Annotated in this window: 24 protein-coding genes; 12 read left to right on the forward strand and 12 right to left on the reverse strand. The window is 63.4% G+C overall.

Features of this window, described 5'->3' with window-relative positions; all coding sequences use genetic code 11:
* Nucleotides 1–244 precede the first annotated feature (244 nt).
* The 4 genes from PV761_RS20995 to PV761_RS21010 all read right to left on the reverse strand — a co-directional run bounded on the left by PV761_RS20995 (nucleotide 245) and on the right by PV761_RS21010 (nucleotide 4,218).
* Entirely contained in the window at nucleotides 245–817 is a 573-nt protein-coding gene (locus PV761_RS20995) for a DUF6036 family nucleotidyltransferase (protein ID WP_347899552.1), read from the reverse strand.
* A complete protein-coding gene (locus PV761_RS21000) occupies nucleotides 814–1,434 on the reverse strand; it encodes a helix-turn-helix domain-containing protein (RefSeq protein ID WP_347899553.1) in 621 nt (206 codons plus the stop codon). The genes PV761_RS20995 and PV761_RS21000 overlap by 4 nt, the downstream gene beginning before the upstream one ends.
* A gap of 1,433 nt (nucleotides 1,435–2,867) precedes the next feature.
* Complete coding sequence (locus PV761_RS21005) at nucleotides 2,868–3,485, reverse strand: hypothetical protein (protein WP_347899554.1); 618 nt, start codon at nucleotides 3,483–3,485, stop codon at nucleotides 2,868–2,870.
* Between the two features lie 166 nt (nucleotides 3,486–3,651).
* Nucleotides 3,652–4,218 (reverse strand): iron transporter, encoded by a 567-nt coding sequence (locus PV761_RS21010; protein ID WP_347899555.1) that lies wholly within the window; start codon nucleotides 4,216–4,218, stop codon nucleotides 3,652–3,654.
* A gap of 624 nt (nucleotides 4,219–4,842) precedes the next feature.
* Between PV761_RS21010 and PV761_RS21015 the strand changes: the two genes are divergently transcribed.
* From PV761_RS21015 to PV761_RS21030, 4 genes are all read left to right on the forward strand, one after another.
* Complete coding sequence (locus tag PV761_RS21015; protein ID WP_347899556.1) at nucleotides 4,843–5,910, forward strand: LacI family DNA-binding transcriptional regulator; 1,068 nt, start codon at nucleotides 4,843–4,845, stop codon at nucleotides 5,908–5,910.
* 11 nt (nucleotides 5,911–5,921) lie between these two features.
* Nucleotides 5,922–6,917, forward strand: coding sequence for an aldo/keto reductase family protein (locus PV761_RS21020; RefSeq protein ID WP_347899557.1), 996 nt, complete (start codon nucleotides 5,922–5,924; stop codon nucleotides 6,915–6,917).
* 58 nt (nucleotides 6,918–6,975) lie between these two features.
* Nucleotides 6,976–7,122: a hypothetical protein gene (locus PV761_RS21025; protein ID WP_347899558.1), complete on the forward strand. Its 147-nt coding sequence runs from the start codon at nucleotides 6,976–6,978 to the stop codon at nucleotides 7,120–7,122.
* A 215-nt stretch (nucleotides 7,123–7,337) separates the two neighbouring features.
* Nucleotides 7,338–7,655: an Ldh family oxidoreductase gene (locus PV761_RS21030; protein ID WP_347899559.1), complete on the forward strand. Its 318-nt coding sequence runs from the start codon at nucleotides 7,338–7,340 to the stop codon at nucleotides 7,653–7,655.
* Nucleotides 7,656–8,337: 682 nt separating this feature from the next.
* Here PV761_RS21030 and PV761_RS21035 read toward each other — a convergent pair.
* The 5 genes from PV761_RS21035 to PV761_RS21055 all read right to left on the reverse strand — a co-directional run bounded on the left by PV761_RS21035 (nucleotide 8,338) and on the right by PV761_RS21055 (nucleotide 11,362).
* Complete coding sequence (locus PV761_RS21035; protein WP_347899560.1) at nucleotides 8,338–8,769, reverse strand: hypothetical protein; 432 nt, start codon at nucleotides 8,767–8,769, stop codon at nucleotides 8,338–8,340.
* Nucleotides 8,770–8,774: 5 nt separating this feature from the next.
* Nucleotides 8,775–9,032: a hypothetical protein gene (locus PV761_RS21040; RefSeq protein ID WP_347899561.1), complete on the reverse strand. Its 258-nt coding sequence runs from the start codon at nucleotides 9,030–9,032 to the stop codon at nucleotides 8,775–8,777.
* A gap of 546 nt (nucleotides 9,033–9,578) precedes the next feature.
* Nucleotides 9,579–9,752, reverse strand: coding sequence for a hypothetical protein (locus PV761_RS21045; protein ID WP_347899562.1), 174 nt, complete (start codon nucleotides 9,750–9,752; stop codon nucleotides 9,579–9,581).
* Nucleotides 9,753–9,803: 51 nt separating this feature from the next.
* Complete coding sequence (locus tag PV761_RS21050; RefSeq protein WP_347899563.1) at nucleotides 9,804–10,013, reverse strand: hypothetical protein; 210 nt, start codon at nucleotides 10,011–10,013, stop codon at nucleotides 9,804–9,806.
* A gap of 665 nt (nucleotides 10,014–10,678) precedes the next feature.
* Nucleotides 10,679–11,362: a hypothetical protein gene (locus tag PV761_RS21055; RefSeq protein ID WP_347899564.1), complete on the reverse strand. Its 684-nt coding sequence runs from the start codon at nucleotides 11,360–11,362 to the stop codon at nucleotides 10,679–10,681.
* Between the two features lie 576 nt (nucleotides 11,363–11,938).
* Between PV761_RS21055 and PV761_RS21060 the strand changes: the two genes are divergently transcribed.
* The 4 genes from PV761_RS21060 to PV761_RS21075 all read left to right on the forward strand — a co-directional run bounded on the left by PV761_RS21060 (nucleotide 11,939) and on the right by PV761_RS21075 (nucleotide 14,074).
* Complete coding sequence (locus tag PV761_RS21060) at nucleotides 11,939–12,355, forward strand: hypothetical protein (RefSeq protein ID WP_347899565.1); 417 nt, start codon at nucleotides 11,939–11,941, stop codon at nucleotides 12,353–12,355.
* A 250-nt stretch (nucleotides 12,356–12,605) separates the two neighbouring features.
* Nucleotides 12,606–13,088 (forward strand): hypothetical protein, encoded by a 483-nt coding sequence (locus PV761_RS21065; RefSeq protein ID WP_347899566.1) that lies wholly within the window; start codon nucleotides 12,606–12,608, stop codon nucleotides 13,086–13,088.
* Between the two features lie 150 nt (nucleotides 13,089–13,238).
* Complete coding sequence (locus PV761_RS21070; RefSeq protein ID WP_347899567.1) at nucleotides 13,239–13,601, forward strand: hypothetical protein; 363 nt, start codon at nucleotides 13,239–13,241, stop codon at nucleotides 13,599–13,601.
* A 170-nt stretch (nucleotides 13,602–13,771) separates the two neighbouring features.
* Nucleotides 13,772–14,074, forward strand: a complete 303-nt coding sequence (locus tag PV761_RS21075) for a hypothetical protein (protein WP_347899568.1) — start codon at nucleotides 13,772–13,774, stop codon at nucleotides 14,072–14,074.
* Nucleotides 14,075–14,785: 711 nt separating this feature from the next.
* On the opposite strand, the gene PV761_RS21080 is transcribed toward PV761_RS21075, so the two are convergent.
* The 3 genes from PV761_RS21080 to PV761_RS21090 form a co-directional block, all read right to left on the reverse strand.
* Complete coding sequence (locus tag PV761_RS21080; protein WP_347899569.1) at nucleotides 14,786–15,454, reverse strand: GntR family transcriptional regulator; 669 nt, start codon at nucleotides 15,452–15,454, stop codon at nucleotides 14,786–14,788.
* 90 nt (nucleotides 15,455–15,544) lie between these two features.
* Nucleotides 15,545–16,633 (reverse strand): lactonase family protein, encoded by a 1,089-nt coding sequence (locus PV761_RS21085; protein ID WP_347899570.1) that lies wholly within the window; start codon nucleotides 16,631–16,633, stop codon nucleotides 15,545–15,547.
* Between the two features lies 1 nt (nucleotide 16,634).
* Nucleotides 16,635–17,984, reverse strand: coding sequence for an MFS transporter (locus PV761_RS21090; protein WP_347899571.1), 1,350 nt, complete (start codon nucleotides 17,982–17,984; stop codon nucleotides 16,635–16,637).
* 125 nt (nucleotides 17,985–18,109) lie between these two features.
* On the opposite strand from PV761_RS21090, the gene PV761_RS21095 reads away from it, so the two are divergent.
* The 4 genes from PV761_RS21095 (at nucleotide 18,110) to acnA (ending at nucleotide 24,995) form a co-directional block, all read left to right on the forward strand.
* Nucleotides 18,110–19,282, forward strand: a complete 1,173-nt coding sequence (locus tag PV761_RS21095; RefSeq protein WP_347899572.1) for an extracellular solute-binding protein — start codon at nucleotides 18,110–18,112, stop codon at nucleotides 19,280–19,282.
* Nucleotides 19,283–19,321: 39 nt separating this feature from the next.
* Nucleotides 19,322–21,094, forward strand: coding sequence for an iron ABC transporter permease (locus PV761_RS21100; protein ID WP_347899573.1), 1,773 nt, complete (start codon nucleotides 19,322–19,324; stop codon nucleotides 21,092–21,094).
* Complete coding sequence (locus PV761_RS21105; RefSeq protein WP_347899574.1) at nucleotides 21,087–22,217, forward strand: ABC transporter ATP-binding protein; 1,131 nt, start codon at nucleotides 21,087–21,089, stop codon at nucleotides 22,215–22,217. Before PV761_RS21100 ends, PV761_RS21105 begins: the two co-directional genes overlap by 8 nt.
* Before the next feature lie 141 nt (nucleotides 22,218–22,358).
* Nucleotides 22,359–24,995 (forward strand): aconitate hydratase AcnA, encoded by a 2,637-nt coding sequence (gene acnA / locus PV761_RS21110; protein WP_347899575.1) that lies wholly within the window; start codon nucleotides 22,359–22,361, stop codon nucleotides 24,993–24,995.
* Nucleotides 24,996–25,031: the final 36 nt, after the last annotated feature.

A 25,031-nucleotide genomic window follows, 5' to 3' on the forward strand; every position in this document is an offset into this window, starting at 1 on the left:
GAGGGGCCTTCGGCCGTCCAACGTTCGCCATACCCCATTCTATAATTACGAAGCGAATTTCAGACGCAGGACACTAGTGGGCGCTTTCGGTGATGGCTTCCACCTGATCGCGCGAAGTCACGAGTGCCGGGACTACCGCAAGCCCCTTCGGGTTACCGCTTCTCTATGTGGCATGAGTGTGATCGGCCCGGGGCTGTCTTTTGACGCGGAGCCGGTCTTCGCCACCGCCGATCCTAAGACTCGGCTACTCGTTGGATTCGGGTTCGCGCTGGGAATCCAGGGTGGTGGTTGCGTCGAGGGCGTCGTCGACGACGATGAGGTAGTTCTCGCGTCCTGCGGCGAGGGGGATGGAGTGTTCGCCGTATTTGTCGAAGGCGAGGTCGACGGCGACGGCGGCGTTGGTGATGTTGAGTCGGCGCAGGAGCCGGGCGATGTCGAGGGTGTCTTTGTCGCGTTCGGCGGCGATTTTCATGGCCAGGAGCGTCTCGGTGTCTGCGGCCTGGATGGTGAGTCCGTCGAGCTGCTCGATGTTGACCCAGGTGGCGTTCTCGGGGACGAAGGCTGAGGCGTTGGTGTTGAGCCAGTCGGGGGCGAGGTCGTAGTCCGCTGCCATGTCGGCGACGACGGCGTGGATGGTGTGTGGGTCGGCGTAGCTGGCGTCAATGTCAGCGGTCGGGCGGTTCCCGATGCCCTGGAGGATGAGGGCGGCACCGCCCACTAACTTGACGTCGCCGTGGGCGCCGGCGGCCTGCAGGCGTCGGCCGAGTTCATGGAGGAGGGCCCGGATTTGTGCGGCGGTGAGTTCCCCGCCGGTCATGCGGTGGCCAGGCTGCGTTCGCGGATGAACACATTCAGGGCGGCGAGTTCCGGCGGGGTTTCGGTGCGGGTGAGTTCCTTCATGGGCGTACGGATGGTGCGGTAGGACTCTGCCGGCATCCATGCCTTGTTGAGGGGCTTGATCCGTCGCGTCCAGGATGGCGCTGGTTGGCCGAGTCGGTGTGCGGTGTAGTTGGTGATGCCGGCGAGGGCTGCTGACCAGTGCGGGTCTTTGAGGCGGGGGCTGCGCTGGAGCAGCGGTCTGCCGGCCGTCAGGGACGCGGTGGCGTAGTCGGCGAGCATTTTGATCGCGAACTCAAAGTCCCGTTCGGCGATGAGGCGGGTGAAGGTTGTCGCGTAGTCGCGCCGTGCCGGGTCGAAGTCGCGGCCGCGGGGGATGGGATCAGTGGCGGCCAGGGTCAGGCCGAGGGCGGCCATGACGGCCAGGGTTTTGCCGAGTTCGGCGCGGTCGTGGCCGGCTTCCAGATCGATGAGGAACTTCCGTGACACTCCGGCCCTGTCGGCAAGGGTTTGCTGGGACAGCCCCGTGGCTGTCCGGCGGGCGCGGATGATGGCGCCCGCTGCTGCGGGGGTTTTGATGGTACTTTCCGGTGTCATGGCATCCTCCTGTGCTGCATCCAGTATGTCACCGAATGGTGACATAAACATCTCTGCTGGGCGAGCCTCGTGTCCGGTCGGGGGCGGTCATGTCCGGTGCCGCCCAACGCGCCATCAATGAGTAGGAAATAGCCCGGCGGATGGAAGGGAGCCTGTGATGTGCCAGGCCTCTCGATGGCTAGCCGAAGGTCTTTGGCTCGGACGCATCGGTACTGGTGGCTCGTCGTGATGGTTCGGTGGTCGCTAGTGTGTGGCGGTGTGCTGCCTCAAAGCACGAAAAAGGGGCGTGCACTTTTTGCACACCCTGGGCTGCGGACCGGGTAGTACCGGAGTCGGATCGGGCCGGATTGCGGATGTTTTCACTTCCCAGTGTTTGCAAAGGCAGGAGTCCGGTTCGAGTCCCACCTCGGGCACGCATAACCCCTCCTCAGAGGGGTTTTTGCTTTAATGTCTGGACATTGACCTCGGCGGGTCCCTCTGATGCTGTCCGCGGGTTGTGCCTGGCACCGCGGTGGCCTGTTCGGTTGTGGGGTGGCGGGGTCAGGGTCCTGGCTTGTGGGCCCCCCGCTTGCTGGAATCTAAGCTATGTGGCGTCCCTTCTTGCTGTTTCCGGTGGCCAGTTGGCGGCCGTCACTCGTTCATGGCGCCTAATTGGGGTGACGACATGACCAAGATGGATTTTCTTCGGGATCCTCGTCGGATGGCTGCTTACTGCGAGCCAGATGGAGTGGACTCGTTGCGTGTTTGTCCGGCCAAAGGGGGTTTGCACATTGTGCACACTCTTGAGCGGCGGCTTATCGGCCTGCATTTGGTGCCTTCCTCTTGGTTCTGCTTTTACTACTTCATGGTGTTGTCTGTTGCAGACGACGTGACTTGGCGGCCAGAATCGTCCGGTTTCGTAGGACGTTCCGGGGTTTGACGGCTCCTCTCGTCGCCTACCTGGGCCGGGGCACGATCCGTGGACGGAGTGAAGGTGTGTGGGATCCGGACTCTTCTTCCGGAGGTGGTCATGGCTGGATTGAGCCGTGAGACTCGTCCATAGGTGGACGCCCGTCCATCGTCTTGCTCCCAGGCATAGGCTCAGCGCCGGTCCCGCTTAGAAAGGCGTCCCGCGCAGACTTGCGGTAGATGATGCGGCTGCCGCGCATCTCAGAAACGGGCCCCTCACCGGCGGACCCAACCAGACACGCTATGCAGGTGGGCTGGGCCCATAGCTTTCCTTTGCACAGGGAAACAGGCAGGGCCGCAGCAGGCCGTGCCGCCTGTTAACCCCATTATCGTCGACGGCAGTTCAGGGCCGTGCGGATCCAACTCCGGATGAGCCTGTAAAAAACGAGCTGTGACTGGTGGGCCGAGGTCGAAACGGATGCCCGGCGTGGCACATGGCACCAAACACTTCGGTACTAGTTCCTAGCCACTCTTTCCGGCGCCGTTCAGGTGCCCGCCCAGCGGCGCAATGTGCTATTTAGCAGGCCGATGAGCACCGCTGTCCACCAGCAGGTCTGGGAAACAGTGAGTGCGATCATGAGCCGAAGGCGCAGTCTGCGTGTCAGCTCGGTGAAGCGTGTGCGGGGCGGGAGCGCAAGCAGCCGGTGCATGGCCGGTGCGATACTGAGGCCGTTCAGCATCAGTATCAGGACGGACACGAGTTTGACCATGGTGACCGGGCTGGTCAGATCGGGGTCGATCAGGGCGCCGGAAATCAGCAGCAGGGCCAGGCCGCCCCAGATCAACGGCTTGGCGGCGGCCTCAAGTTTGCCGGATGCGTGCATCTCGACTTTGCCTAGCAGCCAGAGCAATCCCAGCCAGTCGACCACGAGGATAGTGCCAAAGGACAGCACCAGAGCCAGGATATGAACGGCGAGCCCGCCCCGGTGGAGTTCGGGCCCGCAGTCTACGTAGTGCCCGACCAGCAATGAAGCCAGCCATCCGGTCGCGCACAGTATCCCGAGCAGGATCAGCCGTTGCGTCTGGCGGCGTGTCAGGGAGGCTGGCGGGCTTGCCGGCTCTGGCTGTACCGGGACCGGCCGGGCCGGTGCCACACCCATCATCGCGGGAACCTGTCGGTTCCATGCTGCCCCGGTGACATGGCTGGTGTTGGGGAGGCCGTACGGCGGCGGCTGCGTTCAAGACTGAAGCGCGTCGATGGCGTGGAGTTGGTCATTATGATCTCCGGAAGAAGTAAGGCCTGGGTAGACAGCCCTGCGTCCACGCCGCTCAGTCTTTGGTCAGCTCGACGTCTGTGAACTCGACGGTCGTTCCTTTGGCCAGGGCGGGTGTTTCGGACTCCTCGCCGTGGCGGTTGAACTGCGGGACGCCGAGTGTGGCGCGCAGAGTGTAGGTTCCGGCCTCGGGCACGGTGAAGTTGTTGGCGTAGTGGTAAAAGGTGGAGTAGTAGAAGTTCAGCTCCAGCTCCTGCACGACCTTAGTTTGGCTGTTGACCACTTCCAGGGTTATCGGCACGTTGGGGACGATCCGGCCGGTCGATGTCTCAGTCGGAATGATCTCGATGTGGTGGGTCTCCCCGGCCTTCGGCGCACGGAAGTGGGCGTCGTGCTTGTCGAACCATGGTTCGGCAGCCTCGGTAATCAGGTTGACGGTCCATTCCCCGGACTCGACGGTTTTGCCCTTCTCGGCCAGCTCACTGGCGAGAACCTCGTACTGTTTTTGAACGCCGGCCGGAACGGCGAACCCATCGTCCTTTGCAGCGGCCTGGGCGCCACATCCGGTGAGTGCAGTGAGGGCAAGTGGGGCGGCCAGGGCGGCCAGAATTCGACGAAGCATCGTAAGTCCTTAGTGGGTGTTGGGGGGGCGAAATCGGTGTGTTGCAGGAAGCCTCAGAGCTGATGGCGATGCGCTGGCTCGCTCCGGGGCGCCGTGGCCCAGAAACGAACTGTGGCTACTTCAGTCACGTTTGAAGGGGCCAAGCCATGAGGGCTGTCGCCTATGGGGCTCTCGGAGGCATTCCTGAAGGTCGGGTCATGCGGTGATGCACCTCGGCTCATGGAGCCAAGGTTAGGCTCACCTAAATGGGAAGATTGCCCAGCGCTGCGAATTAAGCAAAGTTTTCATGCGCTAATTGCCTGAACGTTACGCAGGGGTGACGGAGAGCAGCGTGCGGACGTCATTCCCGCGCCACATTTTCGCAACGGCGGACCGTGGGCGGGGCGGATCAAGGTGATGACCGCGACGCGCGGCTACTGCAGCCGCGGGTGCGGGGCCGTCCCCGACGGGAGTTGAGCCTGCCCGTGGAGCGTGCGCTGCACACGGCCCGCCGGCGAGTCCTGGCGGCATGGAGTGGGTTCCCGTGGAGGCACCCGCCGCGGGTGGTCCACGCGTCCGGGGTCCGCGAACCCAAACTTTGCAAGCGCTTGCGAATTCTTCCCAAACCTGGCTAGCATAAGTTTCATGGTCACTAGCGTTGAATCTGTCGCAGAGCGAGCCGGCGTCTCGGTATCGACGGTCTCTCGTGCACTCCGTGCCGTTTCGGGTGTTTCGGCGGCGACGCGCAAGCGCGTGCAAGATGCGGCGGACGAGCTTGGCTATTCGGCGTCCCCGGCCGCGTCGCGCCTGGCGACGGGCCGGACCATGACCGTGGGCATCGTGGTGCCGGTGCTGGCCAAATGGTTTTTCGGGAAAGTCATTGGCGCGGCCACGCAAACGCTGAGGGAAGCGGGATTCGACGTGCTCCTCTACGAGCTCGCCACGACAGCGCAGCGGCAGCGGTTCTTCGGTGCCGTCCATCTGCATGGCCGGACGGACGGAGTCATCATCCTGGCTCTCCAGCCCAGCCGGGAGGAGCTGGAATCGCTCGCCGCCCAGGGGCAGATGGTGGCTTTGCTCGGGGCGGAGGCGCAGGGCATCGCATCGGTCTCCGTGGACGACTTCGGGGCCGGGCGGGCAGCTGCGCGGCATCTGTTGAACCTGGGCCACGAACGGATCGCGTTCATCGGCATCCGTGAAGAGGAGGACAGCACTCTGGGCGGCGTGCCCCCGCTGCAGCGGCTGCTGGGTTACCGGCAGGCCCTGGCCGAGGCAGGACGGGCGCACGAAGATGTTCTCGAACAGTTCGAGGAGAACAGTGTCGCCGGAGGGGCAGCAGCCATGTCCCGGCTGCTGGTGGCGGAACGGGCCCCGACCGCGGCCTTTGTCGCCTCCGATGAGATCGCCTTCGGGGTCCTCAAAGTCCTCCGACGGTCAGGCCTGGATGTTCCCGGGGATTTCTCCGTTGTCGGTTTCGACAACCACGAACTCTGTGACGTTGTGGACCTGACAACGATGGACCACGAGGTGGCAGAACAGGGCCGCGACGTCGTCCGGCTCCTCCTGGACATCCTGCAGGGCCGCAGCCCGGCTGTCCTTGACCATCCTGCACGCCTCGTTGTCCGGGGGAGCACCGCACCGCCCCGCGTGTTGCGCGCAACACCTGCTGCCCCTGACTCTCCGCCGTCCGCCGATCACCCCGGCAACCTCTGAAAGGAAACCTTATGGATTACCGCAAACTTGGCAATAGCGGCATGTACGTCAGCTCGATTGCGCTGGGCAACTGGGCAACTCACGGGGAAACCGTGGAGCAGGACCTCGCCACGGACTGTGTGCGAAAAGCACTGGATCTGGGCATCACCACCTTCGACACCGCCGACGCCTACGCAGGCACCAAGGCAGAAGCCATGCTCGGGGAAGCCCTCAAAGGCGTCCGCCGCGAGGGCATCGAGGTCATGACCAAAGCGTTCTTCCCCACCGGCCCCGGCATGAACGACCGCGGGCTATCCCGCAAACATTTGATGGAATCCATCAACGGCTCGCTGCGCCGTCTCCAAATGGACTACGTGGATGTCTACCAGGCGCACCGCTATGACTACGAGACCCCGTTGGCCGAAACCATAGGCGCCTTCGCTGACATCGTCCGCGCCGGCAAGGCCCACTACATCGGCGTCTCCGAATGGACGGTCGAGGAAATCCGCGCCGGCGCCGCGTTGGCGGACGAGTTGGGAATCCAGCTCGTCTCCAGCCAGCCGCAGTACAACATGCTGTGGCGGGTCATCGAAGCCGAGATCGTCCCGGCCTGCGAGGAACTCGGAATCACCCAGGTCTGCTGGTCGCCGCTGGCCCAAGGCGTGCTGACCGGCAAGTACAGCAGCCCCACCGTCCCGGCCGGAAGCCGTTTCAGCGCGGACGACGGCGGCCTAAAGACAGAGCACAAATTCATGCAGCCAAAGGTCATCGAAAGGGTTGAGAAGCTCATACCGATAGCCGCGGACCTCGGGGTACCCCTGGCCACCCTGGCGGTGGCCTGGGTGCTGGCCAACCCCAACGTCTCCGCAGCCATTGTCGGTGCCAGCCGTCCCGGGCAGCTCGACGAAACCGTCAAAGCCGCCGACCTGATCCTCGACCAGGCGACGCTCGCACTAATAGACGGCGTCCTGGGCGACGTCATCGAGCGCGACCCCGCCAAAGTGGAGTCTTTCCCCCAGCGCGTCTAACCCCAGTCTGTGCAGGTCGGGCGGATGGCTCTGACTGGTCGAGCTGCGGGTGCTGATCTTGCCGTTGGTGCCGGTGATGGTCAGGGCGGCCGCACCGGCCGGGGTAGTGGAACTGGTCGTGACGCCCATCGTGGCCCTCGACGTGGCGCCTGAGGCCAAAGTCACCGACGCCGTTGAGAAGGTGGTGCCCGACCCGGCCGGGTAGACCGGCGGCAGTCAGCCCGACAACACCTGTGAAGCCGCCAGTGGAGCTCACGGAGACGACGCATGTTGCCGCCAGGCCCTGCTGGACCGACTGGCCTGCCGGGGAGATCTGGACTGTGATGCCCGGCTGGGGATTAGTCTGGCTTGCCGCATGCAGCGCTCCGGAGGAAACAAGCATCACGACCATCGCGATCAGCAGTGCCTTGATGGCCGCGCGTGGGGAAAACTGCGGCCGCCCGGGCGGACAAGCCCAGCGGCTGCGGACACATGTTCATCGCCATCGACGTCGCAACCCTCGGATACCCGGAAGACTTCCAGGCGAAGGTGACCGAACTAATCGAGGACGTCAAAGCCACGCCCTTGGCCAAGGATGCGTCCGAGATTTTCTATCCCGGCGAAATCGAGGATCGCCATGACGTCCTGCACCGCGCGCAAGGCGGCCTGGTCCTTCTGGAACAGACACCTACGGACCTGCACAAGTTAGCTGAGCAGTGCGGTCTGGACGCGGTCCCGGTGCTCGGGGATCGGCCATGAGTATCCGCACGGTTAATCAGGACTGGTCGCGCCTCGAGGCCGGCCACGGCGTCGTCCTCATCGAAAACGGATTGGAGTCGATCGCCACGGTCGATGCCATTACCGATGACTCCAGCGTCATCTGGGCTCTTAACGTCCACGATGGCCAAAGGCGGGTGGCTGTGACAGGTTTAGATGGCCCCGGTAGGACGTCCGCCCCGGGCCAAGAAAGGTTGACATAGTCAGGCGGCCTATCGACTACCGCGAAGGCGTCGTCCTGGTTCCTACCTAGGTACGCGCTGCAGCTTCCAAGACATGAAACGCCGGCTGAAGGCATGGACCTTGGCGGCCGCCGGCAACAGTTCATCAAGAGATAGATCCTTAACGCCCGGCGACTGGTCGACAGCGGCGAACCGGTCCAGGGCGCCATAGCTTTGGGAATGTCATGGGCAACCCTGTGCCGGCGGATCCACGAACTATAAACCCTCCACTCAGACATTGGATGTTGCCGGAGAAATTCATCGCCGGACGCCAGGGCGCCGGGACAGCAGCCGTTAGGCGAGTGGCCTGCGATGCGGTCCCGGGCCGTCTGCGTCTCGCATTGTGAATCCTTCACAGTCTGTCGACGGATGCGACTAAGACACGGCCAGTTGAAGCAGGCGCCCGCGTGGCCCCAGCGACCCTGCGGTAGCTGTGAGGTCCGCTATTCGGGCAGTTCCATTTGGAATCCGCAGACACATCTGAGGACCCGGGTGGCCAGGTAGACTTCCAACTCGTCTTCCGTCGTGTCTTCGGTGGACATGGGTGCAGCCAGCCGGCGGAGTTCGGTGTGTGTCCGTTCCATCGGTTGTCCGCAGTGCATGTAGTGGCCGCCGAGTATGAGCACGTCGTCCGTTGGCCCCAGGCGGGCCAGGACGAGGGACAGTTCAGCGACCCATGCGGGATGCTCACTGAAGTGCCCGCACCGGCTGCAGGTGTGGGACACCATGACGATGTCGGCCGGTTGCTCCGGAGGGTGTGTCACCGAGGTAATAGTGAGGTCGCGGTCGGTGTTGCAGGCGGCGCACATTACCGGCAGCACGGGCGGTGTCGGGTCGGCGCCGTCCGGAAGGAAGGCTGAGAGATCGATTGACATGATGATCAGCCGGTGTGCGGGTAGCTGGCGAGGATGTAGTCCGCGGCTGCCCGTCCTTTCATTTTCAGCCGGCTGTGGTGGACGTTGATCCGGCGTAGGCGCATGCCGGCCCGGAAGGAGGCGCTGGTTTTGGGCGTCATTCCTTGGAGCAGGCACCAGCTCGTGTACAGCCCGTAGAGGCAGTCGGCCCCCAGCGGGATGTTGGTATCGGGAGCGGGGGAGGTGGCGTCGTGCAGGAACTGCTGAAAATGCGAGGTGGCCATGGCAGGCTCTTTCCTCAGGGTGCATGGAGGGCTGCCGCGAGGCAACAGCAGCGTTGCCGCCCGGCCGCGCACAAGGCCGGGAGGGGTTCATTCACAGGGTTAGGGTCGGGAAGTAGCGTTTCCTGCATCGAATTTACCCCCGCGCAGGAGCGGCCGTAAACGTCTCGCCGGTCACGACCTAGACTCAATTGCCGGGTCTCACCCACGCTTGGCGGGATGGGCGTCCTCGGTCCCCGGATGTTATTGGACGGCCGGAGCCGGGGCCGGGTGATCATTTCGCCGTTACGTCGGGACGGTAATCCTGGGCAGTGTTCTCGTATGGCTTCCAGTACAGCGGGAGCTGGGGAGTTAGGTCGTACCTGTCCCTGAGGAGGTCGTCGATCGACAGTTGACCGGCAAGGGGATGAATGGCTCCCGGCTCACTTCCCGCTCGTCCCCGTGGCATGCCTTGACAGTACGAACATTGCCCACGGAAAGCGGGGCAGACACGCTGAACCGGGGGTAAGGAGCGGCATGACCTCTGCCGTCCGGGCGGGTTGAGAGTTCCTACGTCCGGCGCCTTCCCGTAATGATGCGACCGGTCCATGCCAGAAGGCTGAGGGACCCGGCGAGGACCAGCAGGGCGGCGAAGACGATGGCCTGTCCGAGGAATATCAGCAGGGCCACCCCGAGCGTGCCTGCATAGGTCAGGGACAAGCTCAGCGTCGAGAGGTCGTTCACGGCTGTTCTTCTTCCTGACCGGCATGGGATTCGTGCGTCGATTGCGGGGTATCAACGCCCCGGGCGTGCGGTCGTCACGGTGTTGAAGAATGTTTTCGGATCCTCTGAGCCCAGAAGGTCCCGGTGGAATGTGATGGCGTCGACCGGATCGGTGTCGATGAAAAGGATGGCCACCGCCGGGGAGTGCACCACCGTGTACCTGGTCGGGCCCTCCACCCACGACGACGTCCAGGCCTTCGCCGAGCAGGCCTCTTGCCGCAAGCAGTTCGTACACTGCGTGCCACGCCCAGTCCAAAAGGTCGTTGATCGCTGCATCCACAGTAGGAGCGCTCATATATTGATGGTGGCACTGCCCGCCCCGATCGGCTGCACACAGGCTGCGCGTGTCGGACACGACACAGAGGTGAATGCCACACGCGTCCGCCAATTGTCTAAAGAACCGTGGACATTTGCCGATGTTGTCTCCGAGTGCCCGGGGTCTTGCGGATTCGATCCGCCAAATTGCGGGAGAACGGATAGCCCCCAAAGCCCGGGAAACCCGCGGAGTCGGAAAGCCCCAACGGAACGGAAGTTGGAAGCTCCGAGGGTACGTCCCTCCAATTGTCCAGACGTCGTCTGGACAATTGGAGGAAACAGCAACGGCCTCGAGGAAAGGAGGGGCAGGAGAACCTGGACGAATGGGAGCCGGGATTCACCCTGGCCGGCCGCAGTCCTTGGGCTCAAAAGGGGATCAGACCTGCTGGCTCCGTATTCTGGAGGTCAAGCCATCGGCGCATGATGCCGTGACTCCATGGACTGAACGACTTCTATCTGGGCGGCTGACTTGTTCGTCGAAGTGTTGTTTCGATTCCTTGAATCCGCCTCTCGCGGGGGTAGGGGTGAGTCCGCCGCGCACGCGGACTCTGATGCCTCTGGTTGTTGGCTGCTCAACCGGACGACTGGCTTGGTGATTCGCGATCTGGAACCGGCCGCGATGGATGCCATGCGAGTCTCCCTCCGCACAGGATGAACCACGCGGCGAGGAGTGCCTGGCAAATCAGGACAATGGCCGGGCTGATCAGCCAGGGATAGGCGACGACGAGCTGAGCAGCGCCCGCGATGACTCCGACGACTCCGGCGCGGGGCCCAAACACGGTCCGCCTCATGGCGAGACTCAGCATAATGGCAGCCCCTGCGAGCAGGAGGCTGACAGCGTGCGTGCCCCCTGCATAGAGGGAGACCACTAGCGCGGCGACGGCCGGATCATCGAGGCCAATGCCGAAGACGGGAAAGACCAATCTCCCGTGCACTATAAGCAAGACGACGTTGACCGGAATGACAGCCGCGAATACGCCGCGGCCGAAGTCCACCCACGGTCTGTCGGGTCCTCTGAGGCCGCGATACAACGCAATCACAGCCGGGACCAGCAGGACAGTGGCCGCCAAAAACGTCTCATCGACCCAGACCAGCGTCAACTCGTGCGAGGAGCGCCAGACTTGAATTTCCTGGCCTGTGGAGGAAGGGTCGCCGGCGATCGATTCAAGGATTGACTTGGCTAGGAACATTGCTCCGGCGAGCAAGAGGGAGAAGCCGCCGAACCGGTGGTCTGTCAGGGCCCGTTTGTCATGCATGCTAAACCTGACTACCGGGTATCCATGACGCGGACGACGCGCGGTCAGGCTGCAGGCGCGTGTCATGCTCCGGTGCACACTGAACGCGGCCCAATGTTCTCTGCCTCTCAGAGAGTCTTCCTGTCGGCGCGAAATTTACTGGCCCATCTTTCAGCGTTGCGAGGGCCGCTGGACGCCTGAAGGGACATAAGTCCTGACCTGGGTGGCGACCGGCAAAATGTCTCTGTTCCTCAGGCGTTGCACTTCGGCTAGAAGAATTTGTCGAGCACGGTCCTGATGCCAGGAGCAGCTCCATTTTCGGCCCCCAGACGGGTTATTGCACTAAAGAACCCGGCCATGGTTGCGCGCCAAAATGCGCGGGCCTTGTCGCCCTCGACTTCGGCCGGGATGAAGGCCCTGACCATGACACAGCCGGCGTCGCCCTGCAAACGCCATCTGTGTAACGCAGGCAGTCAGCCCCTGCCCAACGGGTCCTGCTCAAGAAACACGGAACTCCGCTTTAGGCTGTCCTTGGCCGTGCGAAAATATCCACCGTGACGCCTGGCTGGCAGGCAAGTCGCAGGACTGTAAGGAAGCATGATGACTCAAGCAAAGGGGCGTCGGGCCAGGGCGGGATCTATGCCGGTTGACCCGAGCAAATTCGTCCGCATCGACGGGCCAAGTAACTCATCGCTCCGGCGAGCGGTAATCGTGGGATGGCTCCTCTCGATAGGAGCGGGAGCCACCATTGCATCCTGTGCCGTGCTCCCGTTCAACCCGGAAGTGCAGAGCCACTACCTGATTGCTGCCATCATCGGCGCTGCCGTGGGCAGCGTTATTTATGTACGGACGAACCTGCGCGACGGGAGGCGCCGGCGCGAAGACTTTGTCCGGTCAGGCGGCGACCCGACCGATATGAGCGACATGATGTTCGGCATGATGCGCGGGAAACGGTCCGAGGAAGGCAAATGGGTAGTCCCCGAGCAAGGTTCCGGCGACTATCAGGGCATCTAACTTCCACGCAGGGGAGGCCTTTTGAGACGGGGACTTACCGGGACCGAGAATCGAAGTCGAGGTAACCATGGATATGAAACCGGAAGTCGGCCACCCCGATGCGGGACCGTGGCAAGCCCAGTCATTGAAAGGCTTGGTGCGGCGGTTACTGCCGGCAGCAGGACAACGTCCGGACCGCCCCTGGATTGTAGCGGTAGATGGAAGGAGCGGGTCAGGCAAGACGACCCTGGTCGATCGTCTACTGGCTCAAGTGCCCGACTCAGCTGTTGTTCACACGGACGATGTAGCGTGGCATCTCTCCTTTTTTGACTGGGCCGATGAACTCCGTGCCGGTGTCCTCGAACCCCTTCTCAAAGGCGAGGCAGTCCATTACCGTCCGCCGGGCTGGGTGGCCCGGGAACGTCCAGGCGCCATAGCTCTACCCGCCGGGCGTCCCGTGGTGTGGGTGGAAGGGAGCGGATCATCACGCCAAGCGCTCTCCGACCTCATTGACCGTTCCATCTGGGTGCAGTGCGACAACCTTGAAGCCCGACGTCGCCTCCTGGCACGTGATGGCCAGGAAGAAGGAGACCTGCACAGGGAGTGGGAAGAACAGGAAATTCCCTTCCTTCTCGAAGACCGGCCCTGGGAGCGCGCTACAGTGATCGTGGCCGGAAGGCCGACCCTGGAGCACGATCCGAAAACCCAGGTAGTAACCGCTCAGCCGGCACCAGCATGCACGGAGATCACCTAACCCACTGCCAACTCCGCCCTCCACTCAAGTGGCCAGGGGCCCGCGCATTAGGCAGGGCAGTCGCGTGACCTCGGAGGTGCAGTTCGTAGAGGGGAATATGCTGCGGGTCTTCGGGAAATCACTCCGCCCCAAGTTGGAAGGAAGAGTGGCATGAGCGATGACAACCCCGAAGAGGCGTGGAGCCCGCTGCCACCGCCCCGAGAAGAGGAACCGCCCCCGGCACCAAGACGTGGCTCCATACTGCTCGGAATCTTGTTGGGGACTACTGCCCTTTATGCCCTTTATTTCGGGACAACCAGGGGCATCGCTCCGGATGAGGGCTATAAGACCTTCCTCGCCGGGCCTGCAGCGTTAATACCAATCGGCGCCTATCTGGCGATAGCCGGTGCCCTGGCAATCCGGCCACGCACCTCCCGATGGGGTGCGGGGCTGTTGATTGGTCTGGGAGTCTTCATTCTGCTCGGCGGCGGCATCTGTGTCATGGCCCTCTCGCAGATGAGTAGGAGGATATGAATCCGTCACCGTACTTTTCCCGGTAGGCGCTGCCCGGCCCCGGCCAGCCGCAGCGCGGTGACCGCATCCACAGGTATGTCACTGCGTTCTGCCCCCGCTGCCACGAGACCAACCCGCCGCTCGCCCAGGTGCGGCGCCTGTTCGGGGTGCTGCTCATCCGGGATGATCGCGTGTGGCTCGAACGCGGCTGCCCCGACCACGGCCTGGTGCGCACCCTGTACGACGAATCGCCGGAAATCCTGCGCTACCTGGAGAAGTGGCAGGCGCCCACCAAACAGCACATCCCGGACCAGGCGGACAACTACCGGCCGGTGCCGGAGGCGTACGCCTGTGGCCTTCCGGCCATGCAGACACAGCACACCTGCATCCTGCTGCAGGACATCGTCGAGCACTGCAATCTGCGCTGCCCCAGTTCCGGGGCCCACATGTTGGTCCTCACTCATTCATGGCCAGGAGTTGTGGTGACGACATGACCAAGACGAACTTTCTTCGAGGATCTTCCTCGGATCGCTGCCTTCGGCGAGCCAGGTAGAGTGCGCTCTTCGGTGTTTGTCCGGCCAAAGAGGGTGTGCACATTGTGCACACCTTTGTCCGCGGGCGGCTTTTCGGCCTGCATTTTGGTTGATCATGGTTCTGTCTTCACGGCTTCATGCAGGTATCTCTTGCAGGCGACATGACTTTGCGGCCCAGACCGGCGGTTTTGTAGGATATTCCGGGTTTCAGCGGGAGCCTCTCCGGGAGTCTCTGTGGCTGGCGCACGAGCCGTCGGAAAAGTGCAGTTGTGTGGGATCCGGACTTTCTTCCTTGGAATTCCGCGTCGATGGACCCGTCATGGCCGGTTCGTGTTCTGGACGCGCGGCAATCTGGTTGACTACCTGAGCCTGCACTTTGACCGCTCTGGGCGCGTGCTGGCGAAGATGGCCGGCGCACCACGCAGCGGGTCATGGGCACACGGGGCTGTCCCGCAAACCTAGAGTTGGAAGACAAATGATTGAGACGCTTTGAACCGCCGCCGTACAGGGGCGCGAGGTGTCTCGCTGCCCCGTCTCTCAAGCCGCACCAAACCAGCGCCAACCGGCGGTTGTCCCGCAGCCAGCGGAACGTCCAAGGTAGCAGAGCGGGCTTTGCTAGACCTTTTGGATAGGATCCGCAGGAGCGTATCGAGTCCTGTTTGGAGACTGGACCTAGACTTCTGCGAGCACTGATATGGCTCTTCGGCCGAGGCTGCCCACGACGTGGCGCTGCATTATTTCGCGGGCCCGAACGGCGTCTCCCGCGATGACCGCATCGGCGATTTGAATGTGCTCTTCCTTCACACGGATCCGGTCTTTTTCGGAGTCTTTCTGGCTTTGAAGTCCGATTTGGCGGTAGCGGTCGGCCTTGTCCCATAGGCCTTCCAGAATGCCTATCAGGAGGGGGTTGTGTGACGCGGTGTAGATGGCGCGGTGGAATTCCCGGTGAACAGTCATCGCTCCGAGGTCGGCTGCGTCGCGCAGGGGGGTCAGCTGTTTGAGGGTCGTTTTGATACGGGCGATGTCCGCATCGGTTCGGCTCTCGGCCGCGAGACCGGCCGCCAGCGGGTCCAGGTTTTCGCGGATGACGTACAGGTCCCGGGCCTCGTCTGCGGTGAGCGAGGCCACCCGGGCGTCGCGGTGCGATTCGAGCTGAACGAGGCCTTCGGCGGCAAGGCGACGGAGTGCTTCGCGCAGTGGGGTGGTGCTGACCCCGATTTCCTGTGCCAACTGCGCCTGGTTGAGGACAGAGCCCTGGGGAATTTCCCCGGTCAGTATCTGGCGGCGCAGTTCCTCGTAGGCGTAGGCGTTTTTGGATAGTGCTACGGCCGGGTTTGCCACCGTTTACTCCTTATACGTGAGGGCTTTCCGGGGGCTGCCGACGGCGGTCCCCGGATAGGCTATGTCCTATAGTACTGCGGGCTTTGAGCGTTATTCCGCAACACGTGTGGCAAAGACGATGCAAACCGGGGAGCCTGTTTGGACAACCCGGCGGCCGGAAAGCGGGAGGCCGGAATCCACGTCGATTTCGATCGCATCGATTGAGTTGCTTTTCTCATTCGCAGCATAGAGGGTCGTCCCGTCCCCGCTAAGGGTGATGAAGCGTGGGCGAATTCCGCCGCTTGGAGTCCACGCGGCGGGGGAAAGGGTGCCGTCCGCTTTCACGGCATAAACGGCAATGGTGTCACTTCCCGGCCCCCCGGGGGTTTTGTCGCCTGCGCCGCTGCGGTTGCTGGCGTAAAGGAACCGCCCATCGGCACTGATCACCACTTCTGCCGCTCTGCTGTCCCTGGTGTCGGAGACTTCGATTGTCGGAAGGTACTGCAGGGGACGAAGACTTTCCGGCGAGCTGCAGTCGAGGACGATGACGGTGGAGTCGAGTTCGTTGATGGCGTACGCCACCGGGTGATGTGGGTGGAAGACCACGTGCCGCGGTCCGCTGAACTCCCGCAGACGGAGGCGTCCAGCAAGCTCCAGACGGCCGGTTTCGGCATCGAGCGCACAGGTGAAGATGGTGTCCAGGCCTTTGTCGGGGACAAGGAAATAGTCCCCGACAGGGGAGAACACCACTTGGTGGGGTTTCGCACCGGTTTGATCCGTGCGGTGCGGGCCTGGGTCGCCGGCGAGTTTCAGTTGCCCGGCAACCGGTCCGAGGGTTCCATCGGGGAGGATGGGCAGGCTGACCACTGAGCCGCTGGTGTGGTTGACCACCAGGACGTACCTTCCGCTGGGATCCAGGCACGTGTGTGCCGGGTTCGTTCCCAGAGTGGGCTGGCGTCCCAGCTCCTTCAGCTTTCCATCGTCGTTCATGCGGTAGGAGGTGATGTAGTCGTGGTCTCCGCTCGCTGCGTGCAACACCTGGGAGACCGGATCAATGACGAGGTAGCCGGGGTTGACGGCCGGTGTCTCCTCCAGGAGGGTCCACCGGCCGTCGGTGATGATGAAGCTACTGATGCCGGCGCCGGTACCTCGTTCAGGTGTTGTGCGGGAGCCGACATAGGCAACGGTGGGGGCCTTCACCTCAGCGGACCGCCTCGACGGCGGCATTATCCGCCGGGGTCTCCGCCGGGGTTGCGGGTTTGCGCAGCCGGATGGCGACCATCATGGCCGTGGAGACAACGAGGAGGCCTGCGAAAAAGTAGAGGCCTGCTGTCGGGGAGCCCGTGGCCTCGATGATCATTCCCTGAGCGAAGGGGCCGACGAAACCGCCGAGGTTGCCGATGGAGTTGATCGCGGCGATGGCGGTCCCTGCAGTGGCGACCGAGAGGAACTGGCTGGGAACAGCCCAGAACGGCGACTTGAACGCGTAGAGGCCGGCCAAGGCGATACTGATCGAGGCAATGACGAGGAACGGCGATTCCAGGATGGCGGCCAGGAACATCGCGACGGCGGCGACGCCCATGGGGATGTAGCTGTGCATCTTGCGTTCGTTCTTCCGGTCGGAACGGCGGGACCACCAGATCATTGCCACGGTGGCCACAACATATGGAATCATGCCGATGAGGCCGATCTGGGTTGTGTCCAAGGTACCGGACAGGCCCTTGATGATCTGCGGCAGCCAGTATCCGACGCCAAGGCTGCCCACCTGGTAGACGAAGTAGATGGCACCGAGGTAGAGAACCTTGGGGTTGGCCAGGGTTTTCCAAATGCTCAGGTGCAGGGTAGTGCCCTTCTTCGCAGCCTGTTCGTTCTTAAGTTCTGTGGTGATCCAGTCGCGTTCCTTGGCCGTCAGCCACTTGGCGTCCTTCGGGCGTTCGGTGGGGACGAAGTAGCAGACGACGCCGAGGATGACTGCCGGGAGGCCTTCGAGGATGAACATCCAGCGCCAGCCGCTCATGTCCGCCCAGCTGATGGTGTGCATGATCCAGGTGCTCAGGGGGGAGGCGATGATGTACGACACCGGGATGGATGCAACGAACAGGGCGATGGTGGTCGCAAGCTCTTTGCCGCGGAACCAGAAGCTCAGGTAGATGATGATGCCGGGGAAGAACCCGGCTTCCGCGACGCCGAGCAGGAACCGGATGATGTAGAGCTGGATGTCGTTCTGCACGAAACCCATCAGGACGGCGAGGATGCCCCAGGTAACCAGAATCCGGGCGATCCAGCGCCTGGCGCCGAACTTTGCGAGGGCTACGTTGCTGGGGACTTCAAAGAGGAAGTAGCCGATAAAAAAGAGGCCCGCGGCGAGTCCGAAGGCCTGGCTGGTGAGGCCCAGTTCGGCGTTCATCTGCAGGGACGCGTAGCCGATGTTGGCGCGGTCGATGTAGTTGACGATGTACAGAACGAAGATAAACGGGATGATCCGCAGGGTGATCTTGCGGATGGTCCTTTTCTCGAAAAGTGTTTGACCCGGGTCGTCTTTGACGGTCATGTGAATTCTCCTGGTTAGGCCCCTAGTGGAGCGCTATAGGTTATAAGCTATAGTTACGTGAGTCGGGTCACATCGAATGTTTCCGCCGCCACATCCCCGTTGCTTTGCTCAAAGGAGAGACAGCCATGACGGCGTCCAAAACCCGCTGCACATCACAGCCCCTGTCTCGTGCTTTCTTCAAGTACGCGGCAGCCGGCGTCGCATCAGCCGTTGCCCTGACCTTGACCGCCTGTGGAGGGTCGACGCCGGCGGCAGCGCCCGCGCCGGAGAACTCGATTGCCGCGGGCCAGTACCCCGACTATTACCCGGCCGACTATAAGGAACTGGTCGCTGCGGCGGAGAAGGAGGGTGGCGAACTCACGGTCTACTCGAACACGGACCAGGAAAACTGGGCGCCGGTGTTCCGCGACTTCAAAAAGAAGTACCCGTTCGTCAAGGACATTTCAGCGAACAACCTCGGTTCAGACGAGGTCTTCCAGCGGGTCCTGAGCGAGAGCGCCACCGGTAACTCACCGACTGACATCCTGGTCACCAATGCGGCCGGTGCATGGGCAGACTTCGCGGCACGCGGGGACGGCCTGACCCAGTACACGTCGCCGGAACTGACTAAGGTTCCGGAATTTGCCAACCTGCTGCCGGGCGTGACGGCCATGTCCGCGGATGCCATGACGATCACCTACAACACCGCCCTGATGACCGAAGCGCCCACCGGTCTGGCCTCGCTGGCGAAGCAGGCGAAGGCCAACCCGTCCCAGTTTCAGGACAAGATTGGCATCCGTGACATCAAGGGGGCGTTCGGCTTCACCGTCTTCCACGCCCTGACGAAGGCAAAGCCGGAGGCATGGGACTCCCTGGCCACCATCCTTCCCCTGTCACGGCCCGAGAGTTCCTCGGCCACTGAGAAAGTCCTGGCCGGTGAGTATGTGGCCAGTGGCCTGGTCAGTGCCGCTCCGGCCTTCCAGGTAGTAAAGGACTCTGCGGGGCTGTTCAAGATTGCACTGCCCGACGACGGCACCGTGGTTCTGCCCCGCGGCTTGGGCATTGCCGCGAAGGCCCCGCACGCTGCCACCGCAAAGCTCTTTATGGACTTCACGCTGTCCGCCGAAGGCCAGCAGGCCATCCAGGAAGGCGGGCTCTCGTCCTTCCGTGAGGGCGTCAATCCCGTTGAGTTCACCTACACCTACGCGGACATCGTGAAGGCAGTGGGGGAGGAGAACATCATTTCCGTTCCCTTCGAGAAGGTTTCCGAGGCCGAAACGGCCGCCTTCACCGAGCGCTGGAACAGCCTCAAAAAGTAAGCACCCGTAACTGACCAAGCAAGGACCGGAAGAGATCTCATGACAACAATTCCTGATACAAGGCCGCCGGCCCAGGCGGCCACGCAGCGGCCGGACTATCCGGCACCGAAGTACCGCAGAATCCTCGGCGCCGACCGCAGCCAGCTGCTTTTCTGGGCAACCATTATCGTCCTGGCGCTCCTGGTCCTTGCCCCTGTGGTCCCCACGCTGTACCAGTCGGTGATGGACCGTCCTCTGTACGAGGAGGGCGGTCTGTTCACCGCGGAGAACTACATCCGACTCTTCACCGAAGCCGACTTCGGCTCCGTGGCCCTGAACACGATCCTGTTCGCCGTCATGACAACCGTCATGACCCTCCTGATCGCAGTCCCCATGGCCATCGTGGTCATCCGGACCAACATCCCGGGCCGGAAATTCTTCGGGGCGGCCATGCAGTGGCCGTTCTTCATCTCCTCCCTGATCCTGGGGTTCGGCTGGATCACCATGTACGGACCTGCCGGCTTCGCCAGCGTTGAGGTCAGGCGTGTGCTGGGCTTCCTGCCCTGGGACCTCTACACCCTCCCCGGCATGGCGCTCACCGAAGCCGTCGCGCTGGCACCGATCGCCTACATGTTCTGCGCCAACGCCCTGCGCAACTCCGACGCCTCCCTCGAAGGCGCAGCCCAGACCGTGGGTGCCGGACCGTTCCGCATCCTGTGGTCCGTCATCATCCCGATGCTGCGCCCGCCCATCGTCTACAGCTCGGTGCTGGTGTTCAGCATGTCGATTGAAACCCTGTCCATCCCTCTGCTCTACGGCCAGCCCGTGGACATCACCGTCTTCGCGACCTTCCTCTATAAGAACGGGCTGCAGTCCATTGATCCCGACTACGGGATCCTGGGTGCAGCCTCGACCATCATCCTGCTGGTCACCGTGCTGCTGGTCGCCGTTCAGGCCAAACTTCTCAAAGACGCCAAGCGGTTCGTCTCGGTCCGCGGCAAGGCCACCCGGCCGCGGCTTCTGGACCTGGGCTGGATCAAATGGCTGTTCGTCGCGTTCATCTCCGTCTACGTGGTCATCGGCGCCCTGGTTCCGATCCTGGGCCTGGTGATGCGGTCCTTCACCAAGATCTTCACCCCGCTGCAGAACCCGCTGCTCTCGCTGACCATGGGCAACTACCAGCGCATCTTCGAATTCCCGGCCTACGTCGGATCGATCCGGAACAGCCTCATCGTCGCCGGTGTCGGCGCCGTCCTGGTCAGCGTCCTGGCCGTCGTCGCCGTGGTCGTCTCCAAGCGCTCCACGTTCCGGTACCGCAAGGTCATCGAATACCTGGCCCTTGCCCCGCAGGCGATGCCCGGCCTGATCATCGGCATCGGCCTGTTCTGGGCCTTCGCGTTCCTGCCCTTCAACATGGGTTCCCTGGTCCAGGGCACCATCTGGGCCATCATCATCGGCTTCGGCCTGCGCGCCCTGCCCAGTGCTTTCGGGTCCATCTCTCCGGCTGTGATGCAGATCGGGGAGGAACTGGACAACGCCGCCCGGGTCAACGGCGCAGACTGGCTGCGGATGTTCCTGCGCATCCTCGTCAAGCTCCTCACCCCCGCCTTTGTCGCCGCCATGGTCCTGACCTTTGTCGTGATGATGAAGGAATACTCCCCGGCGATCTTCCTCGGCTCAGCCGATACCGCCGTCATCGGCACCACCATGCTCGAGCTCTGGGTCCAGGGCAACACCGGATCGGTGGCCGCCCTGGCCACCATCCAGATCGTCATCACCGCAGTCTTCGTCGGCGTCGCCGGCCTGCTCATGAAAGGTAAAAAAGATGCCTGACGTCGTCGTCAAGAACCTCCGCAAAGACTTCGGAGGCAACACCGTCCTCCACGAAGTGAGCTTCACCATCAAGGACGGGGAGTTCTTCACCCTCCTGGGCCCGTCCGGCTGCGGCAAGTCCACCACCCTGTCCTGCCTCGCCGGGCTGGAACAGCCCACCTCGGGCTCCATCGCCGTCGGCAGCACCGTCCTGGTCGACGACTCCTCGAACAAGTTCGTGCCCCCGGAAGAGCGCAACCTGGGCATGGTGTTCCAGTCTTACGCGCTTTGGCCGCACATGACCCTGGCCGGGAACCTGGCCATGCCGCTGAACATCCGCAAAGTCCCCAAGGCCGAGCAGAAGACCCTGATCCACGACGCCCTGGACAAGGTGGGCCTGGCCCACCTGGCGCACCGCTACCCGCACCAGCTCTCCGGCGGCCAGCAACAGCGCGTTGCCCTCGCCCGGGCTCTGGTCTATTCGCCCAAGGTCCTGCTCCTTGATGAGCCGCTGTCGAACCTCGACGCCAAACTCCGCGAGCAGGCCCGGGTCTGGCTCAAGCGGCTACAGTCCGAACTGGGCATCACCACCGTCTACGTCACCCACGACCAGGAAGAAGCCCTGGCCATGAGCGACCGCATCGCCGTGATGTCCAACGGCCACATGCTCCAGGTCGCCCCGCCGCACGAAATCTACGAACGCCCCGCCACCGCCGAAGTCGCCGCCTTCATCGGCCGCTCCAACTTCATCGACGGCACCGTTGTCGCCGCCCGGGGCGGTGCAGCAACCGTCCGACTCGAAGAGAGCGGCGAAACCATCAACGTCGCCGTCAGCGAGGACGCAGCCACCGGAGACCTCGTCACCGTGGCCTTCCGGCCGGAAAAAGTCTTCCTGACCAACCGCGGCGCCGACGTACCCGCGGATGCCATCGTCCTCAGCGCTGACATCATGACCACCTCCTACGTGGGCTCACGTTACGAATACGACCTCAAATACGGCAGCAAAACCCTCCTGGTGGACAGCACCACCGGCGGGCTCACCGGGGCAGTCCGACTCGTGGTGCCGGCCGAGGCCGTGCGCCTCTACCCTCGTGCGAACGTCGTCTCGAAGGACGTCGCTGAACTGATGGCTGTCACGCACTAGGCCACCCCAAGTCCCGGCGGGGAAGCCAGCCCTGAGCAACTTCCCCGCCGGCCCCAAAAACTTCCACGGCATTACCACTCGCAGCAGAGGTTATAGCCTATAATTTAATCAGGCCCCATCCTGTTCGAGAAAGTGTCCACTATGAGCATCGCCACCGCCGCCGGTTCCAATCCATCCGTTACCCACCTCGAAGTTAACGGCGAGGTGCTCCGGGCGGTCGACATTGAAGGCGCTGTCGGGCCGGACTATGTCCGCCTGCCCATCGTCCTGAGACTGCTGGCCGAGAACGTTCAGCGGAACATGACCGGGCTGGAGCGGGAGCGCGCCATGGACGCATTGCGCCGCTGGTTGGACACCGCAACCAGCACCGCTGAGATTGAGTTCCTGCCCACCCGGGTGCTGATGCATGACACCACCAGCACCCCGGCGCTGGTGGACATCGCCGCGATGCGCGACACCCTGGCCGAATGCGGTGCCGATCCGATGGAACTGAACCCGCTGCTGCGGGTGGACGTATCGATCGACCATTCACTGGCGGTGGAGGAATACGGTCGCGCCGACGCCGCAGCCCGGAACATCAAACACGAAATCCGCCGGAACCGGGAACGCTACCAGTTCCTGAAATGGGCGTCGAAAGCGATGAACGATGTGCACATCAACCCGCCGGGAACCGGCATCATGCACACCATCAACCTCGAACAGCTCGCCACCGTGGTGACCACCATTGAGAAGGACGGGGAACGGTGGGCTGTCCCGGACATGATGGTGGGTACCGACAGCCACACCCCGATGATCAACGGCCTCGGCGTTCTCGGCTGGGGCGTCGGCGGCCTGGAAGCCCAGACCGTGATGTTCGGGATGCCGGCCACCTTGCGGATCCCCGACGTCGTCGGCGTCCGGCTCACCGGTGAACTCCGCACCGGAACCCTCGCCACGGACCTGGCGCTGACCATTACCCACCGCCTCCGCCAAGTCGGCGTCACGGGGGAGTTTGTGGAGTTCTTCGGCCCAGGCGTGTCCACTCTGACGGTGGGGGAGCGGGCCGTCGTAGCGAACATGGCCCCCGAATACGGCGCGACCACCGGATACTTCCCCATCGATGCGATGGCGCTGGACTACCTCGCCGGCACCGGCCGCACAGCGGAACAAACCCGCCTCGTCGAGGCCTACTCCCGGCAGGCAGGCATCTGGTTTGACCCGGACGCAGCCCCCGTCTACACGCGGGTGATCGACGTCGACCTCTCCGCAGTTGCCATGCACGCCGCCGGGCCACGCCGCCCCCAGGACCTCCTGCCCTACGGCGGTATCCGCAATGCCCTGGAACAAGAGGCCGGCCCCAAACTCCCCGGCACCGGAGAGCTGCCGGAGTTCCCCGTTGCCCTGGCCGCCATCACCAGCTGCACCAACACCTCTGACCCGCGCCTGCTGATCGCCGCCGGACTGCTGGCCCGCAACGCCAGAAAGCTCGGCCTGAAGGTCCCCGATTGGGTCAAGACGTCCCTGGCGCCCGGTTCCCCCGCAGCGGCCAGCTACCTCAAGCGTGCCGACCTGACAAAGGATCTCGCCTCAGTCGGATTCGACATCGTCGGTTTCGGCTGCACCACGTGCATCGGCAACCCCGGTCCCCTGACACCGGCGGTTGCGACGGCCCAGAACGACGGCGCGAGCGAACCCGTCGCCATTCTCTCCGGCAACCGGAACTTCCCCGGACGGGTGCACCCCGAGGTTGAACTCAGCTTCATCATGTCCCCGCCCCTGGTGGTGGCCTTTGCCCTGGCCGGCGACGCCAAACGCGACCTCAGCGCCGAACCCGTCCAGCACCTGGAGGGCGGCACCCCGGTCTATCTCACGGACTTGTGGCCGACCCGCGACGAGATCGATGAGCTGGTACTGAAAGCCAACGACCCGGCCGATTTCCGCCGCGACTTCGTCATCGCCAGCCGGGATCCGCAGTGGCGCCGCGTCGAGGCCCCGGACGGAGCGCAGTACCCGTGGGATCCGGCGTCGACCATCCTGCGCCGGCCGCCGTTCGCTGCCATGACTGAAGGCAGCCTCCTGGGCGGTTTCACAGCCCACCCGCTGCTGGTGCTCGGCGACGACATCACCACCGACCATATCTCCCCGGCCAGCGCCATCCCCCCGCACAGCGACGTCGCGGACTTCCTCGTGGAAAGGGGAGAAGACCGGGCTGACCTGAACGTCTTTGCCTCGCGCCGCGGTAACTGGGAGGTCATGGTTCGCGGCGCCTTCCACAACAAATCAGTCAAGAACCTCCTCCATCCCGAGGCACCAGTGGCGCAGACCATCCACGCGCCGTCGGGCGTCACCATGCCCATCTGGGACGCCGCCCAGCGGTACCGTGAAGAGGGCGAATCCGTGGTCATGGTCGCCGGCGAACGCTACGGCATGGGATCGTCCCGCGACTGGGCAGCCAAGGCCCAGCGGCTGCTCGGCGTCCGGGCAGTCATCGCCGCCAGCTTCGAACGGATCCACCGCTCCAACCTCATCGGCATGGGCATCCTCCCGCTACTCATGCCCGCCGACATGCGGGACAAGCTCCTCAGCCTGGCGCCGGGCGACCGGATCAGGCTCGACGCCGGCGAAGACAGGATCCACCCCCGCGCCGACATCGCCGCGGCCATCGTCCGCGCCGACGGAACGGAAGAGCCCTTCACCGCCGCAGCTGCCGTCGAAACCGGACTCGAGTGCGAACTCCTCGCCGTGGGCGGCGTCATTCCCATGATCCTCCGCAGGACCCTGAACCACACGAACAGCTGATGCTGCGGCCGCGCCCCATTTGAACTAAGGAGCAAA

Origin of the sequence: Arthrobacter sp. CC3 (assembly GCF_039907775.1) — a bacterium.
Lineage (GTDB): Bacteria > Actinomycetota > Actinomycetes > Actinomycetales > Micrococcaceae > Arthrobacter.